This window comes from Streptomyces sp. NPDC002690, from assembly GCF_053592415.1.
This window is the reverse complement of sequence record NZ_JBSFVR010000554.1, coordinates 1-3,375: the sequence shown is the minus strand read 5'-3', so window position 1 is coordinate 3,375 and position 3,375 is coordinate 1. Positions and strand designations below refer to the sequence as shown.

Sequence of the window (3,375 nt, the reverse complement as noted above, 5' to 3'; positions counted from 1 at the left end):
CACGGCGAGCGCGGCGGTGCGGCGTCCCGCGGCGAGGTCGCCGAGCAGCGTGGCCGCCGGTCCGTCCTCGGGACCGAGGGCGAGCAGGACGGCCGTCGCGACGACGGAGCTGGTCAGGTACGGGGACGGGGTGACGGCCCGTCCGAGCTCCTCCAGGACGACCGCCGCCTCCCGGTGGGTGGCACCGAGGCCGCCGAGCTTCTCCGGCACCAGCAGTCCGGCGGCACCGACGTCGGCTGCGAGGATCTTCCAGAGCTGCTGGTCGTACGGCGTGTCGGACTCGGTGCGGGCGATCACGGACGGCGCGTCGGACCGGTCCGCGAGCAGGGCGCGGACCGCTGACCTGAGGTCCTCCTCCGCCTGCGAGTAGAGGAGATCGGGGGTGGCGGCCGGCTGGAGCGGGGCGGTCATCGGGAGAGGTCCTTCCAGGCGACGTCCTTGTCGGTGCGCGGTTCGGAGGGCAGGCCGAGCACACGCTCGGCGACGATGTTCAGCAGCACTTCGCTGGTGCCGCCCTCGATCGAGTTGCCCTTGGAGCGCAGGTAGCGGTAGCCGGCGTCCCGGCCGGTGAAGTCCACCAGCTCGGGGCGGCGCATCGTCCACTCGCCGTAGAGCAGTCCTTCGTCGGCGAGGAGTTCGACTTCCAGCCCGCTGATCTCCTGGTTGAGCCGGGCGAAGGCGAGCTTCATTCCTGAGCCCTCGGGGCCGGGCTGCCCGGCGACGAGCTGCTGGCGCAGCCGTTCCCCGGTGAGCCGGGCGACCTCGGCCTCCACCCAGAGGGTGAGCAGTTGCTGGTGCAGGTCGGGGGTGCGCAGTTCGGGGCGCTCGCGCCAGGTGCGTGAGACGGGGCCGATCATCCCGCCCTCGCGAGGGATACGGGCTCCTCCGATCGAGACGCGCTCGTTCATGAGCGTGGTCTGCGCGACCTTCCAGCCCTCACCGACGGGACCGAGGCGCCTGCTGTCGGGGATGCGGACCCCGGTGAGGAAGACCTCGTTGAACTCGGCCTCGCCGGTGATCTGCCGCAGCGGGCGCACGTCGACGCCCGGGTCGGTCATGTCGCAGACGAAGTAACTGATGCCCCGGTGCTTGGGCAGGTCGGGGTCGGTGCGGGCGATGAGGATGGCCCAGCGGGCGAGGTGGGCGCTGGACGTCCAGACCTTCTGTCCGTCGACGATCCAGGTGTCACCGTCGCGGACCGCCCGGGTGGAGAGCGCGGCAAGGTCCGAGCCGGCACCGGGCTCACTGAAGAGCTGGCACCAGACCTCCTCGCCGATCCACAGGGGGCGCAGAAACCGCTGCTTCTGCTCGTCCGTGCCGAAGCCGAGGATGGTGGGGGCGGCCATGCCGAGGCCGATGCCGATCCGGCGGGGGTCGTTGTCGGGGGCGCCGGCGGCGGCGAGTTCGGCGTCGACGACGGGCTGGAGGGAACGGGGGGCGTCGAGGCCGCCCAGACCCACCGGGTAGTGGACCCAGGCGAGCCCCGCGTCGAAACGGGCGCCCAGGAACTCGGTACGTCCGGTGGTGGCCGGAGGGTGTGCGGCGAGCAGCTCGCGCGTGCGGCGGAGCAGCTCGGGGGCGTCGACGGTGGTCATCGGGCTCCTCCGGTCGGCAGGACGACGACGCGGCCGGTCGTCGTGCCGTTCGCGACCCGCTGGACGGCGTCCGCTGCGGCGGACATCGGGACACGCTCACTGACCAGCGGTTTCACGAGCCCTTGGTCGGCCAGTTCGGTCAGCTCGTCGTGGCAGGCGCGGACGGCCGCCGGGTCCTTGGTGTTGTAGAGGCCCCAGTGGAGTCCGAGGACGGAGTAGTTCTTGACGAGGACGTGGTTGAGCGCCGGGGTGGGGATGGTGCCGCCGGCGAAGCCCACGACGACGATCCGGCCCTCGAAGGCGACGCACTTGACGGACTTGGCGTAGGCGTCGCCGCCGACCGGGTCGTAGACGACGTCCGCGCCGCGCCCGCCGGTGGCCTCCTTGACCACGGCGACGATGTCCTCGGTGCGCCGGTCGATGACGAGGTCGCAGCCGAGTTCGCGGGCGACGGCGGCCTTCTCGGGCCCTCCGGCCACCCCGATGACGGTGGCTCCGGCGGCCTTGCCGAGCTGGACGGCCGCGCTGCCCACTCCCCCGGCGGCGGCGTGCACGAGGAGGGTCTCGCCCGGCTGGATACGGGCCCTGCGGTGCAGGCCGAACCAGCCGGTCTGGTAGCCGATGTGCAGGGCCGCGGCCTCCGCGTCGTCCAGCGCGTCGGGGGCGGGCAGCAGGGACGCCTCGTCCACCACGACGTACTCGGCGAGGCCGCCGTGCGGGAGTGCGGGGGTGGCGAGGACCCGGCGTCCGTCCTCGGTCTCACCGCAGATCTCCACCCCGGGCGTGAAGGGCAGCGGGGGCCTGACCTGGTACTGGCCCCGGCAGAGCAGCGCATCGGGGAAGTTGATGTTCGCCGCACGCACCCTGAGGAGTGCCTGGCCCTCGCCGGGGACCGGGCGGTCCGTCTCGTCGAGGGTCATCACCTCGCTCGGTTCGCCGTTCCGGTGCACTCGCCATGCCTGCATGAAGGCCTCCACAAACCTGTCGGCGTAACTCCTGCTCCGGCGCATACTAAGCGGTCGCTTGCTCCCGTGGGAACACTCCGAGGAGCCTGGAAACGGCCGGGAGGGGGATGTGCGGGGCGGCCCGTTCCGGACCCGTCAGCCGGTCTTGGGCCGGGCGATGACGTGCATGCGTTCACCCTGCGGCCCGAAGAGGCTCAGGAACTCCACCGTCTCCTCCCCGGCGGGGCCGAACCAGTGCGGCAGCCGGGTGTCGAACTCGGCGGCCTCACCCGGTCCCATCACCAGGTCGTGGTCGGCGAGGAGCAGCCGCAACCGCCCGGAGAGGACGAACAGCCATTCGTAGCCCTCATGGGTGCGCTGCTCGCGGGGTTCGCCCGTACCGCCCTGCTGGACGAGTTTGTACGCCTGGAGACCGCCGGGCCGGGCGGTGAGCGGGTACATGGTCCGCCCGTGGCGGACGACCGGTTCGGCCCGGACCCTGGGGTCGCCCACGGGCGGAGCGCCGATCAGATCGTCGAGCCGGACCTCGTGGGCGCGGGCGATGGGCAGCAGCAGCTCCAGACTGGGGCGGCGGCCGCCGGACTCCAGCCGGGAGAGGGTGCTGACCGAGATACCCGTGGCCGCCGAGAGGGCGGCGAGGGTCACCTCACGGTCCTTGCGCAGGCGGCGCAGCCGGGGGCCGACCCCGGAAAGCACCGCGTCCAGTGCGGGGTCGTGCTGTGCCTGTTCCCTCATGGCGACCAGTGTGCGGAATCGGCAAGGGTATTTGTCAACAGCGCGACGCCACGGCGGCCGTCCGCGCGCCGGGTCGCGTG

The 3,375-nt window shown here is 72.4% G+C and carries 4 protein-coding genes; all 4 read right to left on the bottom strand.

Annotation, left to right across the window (positions count from 1 at the left end; all coding sequences use genetic code 11):
• On the bottom strand, window positions 1–411 hold a 411-nt coding region (locus tag ACWD3D_RS35070; protein ID WP_451464731.1), incomplete at its 3' end, for an acyl-CoA dehydrogenase family protein.
• Window positions 408–1,595: an acyl-CoA dehydrogenase family protein gene (locus tag ACWD3D_RS35065; RefSeq protein ID WP_451464730.1), complete on the bottom strand. Its 1,188-nt coding sequence runs from the start codon at window positions 1,593–1,595 to the stop codon at window positions 408–410. The genes ACWD3D_RS35070 and ACWD3D_RS35065, both read right to left, overlap by 4 nt.
• Window positions 1,592–2,560, bottom strand: a complete 969-nt coding sequence (locus ACWD3D_RS35060; RefSeq protein WP_451464729.1) for an NADPH:quinone oxidoreductase family protein — start codon at window positions 2,558–2,560, stop codon at window positions 1,592–1,594. The genes ACWD3D_RS35065 and ACWD3D_RS35060 overlap by 4 nt, the downstream gene beginning before the upstream one ends.
• Window positions 2,561–2,695: 135 nt before the next feature.
• Window positions 2,696–3,295 carry a helix-turn-helix domain-containing protein gene (locus ACWD3D_RS35055; protein ID WP_451464728.1) on the bottom strand — a complete coding sequence of 200 codons (600 nt, stop codon included), beginning with the start codon at window positions 3,293–3,295 and terminating at the stop codon, window positions 2,696–2,698.
• Between the last annotated feature and the right edge of the window lie 80 nt (window positions 3,296–3,375).

Bases quoted from the DNA above. Each gene is read 5' to 3' on its own strand.
- ACWD3D_RS35060 (WP_451464729.1), bottom strand. From the start codon at position 2,560: ATGCAGGCATGGCGAGTGCACCGGAACGGCGAACCGAGCGAGGTGATG.
- ACWD3D_RS35055 (WP_451464728.1), bottom strand. From the start codon at position 3,295: ATGAGGGAACAGGCACAGCACGACCCCGCACTGGACGCGGTGCTTTCC.
- ACWD3D_RS35065 (WP_451464730.1), bottom strand. From the start codon at position 1,595: ATGACCACCGTCGACGCCCCCGAGCTGCTCCGCCGCACGCGCGAGCTG.